This is a genomic window from Streptomyces sp. ActVer (assembly GCF_027270795.1).
Classification (GTDB): domain Bacteria; phylum Actinomycetota; class Actinomycetes; order Streptomycetales; family Streptomycetaceae; genus Streptomyces; species Streptomyces umbrinus_A.
This window is the reverse complement of the sequence record NZ_JAPWHT010000971.1, coordinates 1-850: the sequence shown is the minus strand read 5'-3', so window position 1 is coordinate 850 and position 850 is coordinate 1. Positions and strand designations below refer to the sequence as shown.

General features: G+C 72.2%; 1 protein-coding gene. It reads left to right on the top strand.

Annotated elements, in window-relative coordinates:
- Positions 1 to 850 (top strand): heparinase II/III family protein (locus tag O3Q52_RS53680; protein WP_332113040.1); only part of this gene is annotated, 850 nt, incomplete at both ends.

Sequence of the window (850 nt, the reverse complement as noted above, 5' to 3'; positions counted from 1 at the left end):
TGTCGACCCGCCGCGCGACGCCGTCGCCGAGGCGGACCGGCTGATGTACGGGCACGCCGAGTTCTTCGGGGTGGTCCGCGACGACCTGACCGACCCGGACTGGTGGTGCGACCCGAAGACCGGGCGCCGGGCCCCGTGGGGCTACGCCTTCGACGTGCCGTACCGGAACGAGGACGTGGTCGGGGACATCAAGCAGATCTGGGAGCCGTCCCGGCATCAGTACCTCACCCAGCTCGCCGCCGCCTATGCGATCACCGGGGACGAGCGGTACGCCGAGCGCGTGGCCGAGCACCTGCGGTCGTGGTGGACGGCCAACCCACCGCTGCGCGGCGTGCACTGGATCAGCGGCATCGAGCTGGGCATCCGACTGCTGTCCTGGGTGTGGATCCGCAGGCTGCTCGACGGCTGGCCGGGCGCGGCCGGTCTTTTCGAGGGCAACCCGGTGGCACTGAACCAGATCTGGCACCACCAGCGCTGGCTGGCCGCCTTCCCCAGCCGGGGGTCCTCGGCGAACAACCACGTCATCGCCGAGGCCGCCGGGCAGTTCGCGGCGGCTTGCGCGTTCGGATGGTTCCCCTCCTCGGCGCGCTGGGGAGCCGAGGCGCTGCGATCCCTTGAGCGGCACCTGCGAAGCAACACGTTCCCCTCCGGCCTCAACCGCGAGCTGGCCACCGAGTATCACGGACTTGTGCTGGAACTCGGTCTGGCCGCGGTGGCCGAGGCGGACGCCGCCGACGTGCCGGTCCCCGCGACGATCCGGCTGGTGCTGCTGCGGATGACCGACGCGCTTGCGGCCGTCGTGGACAACCGGCTACGGCCCGCGCGGCAGGGGGACGCGGACGGCGGGCAC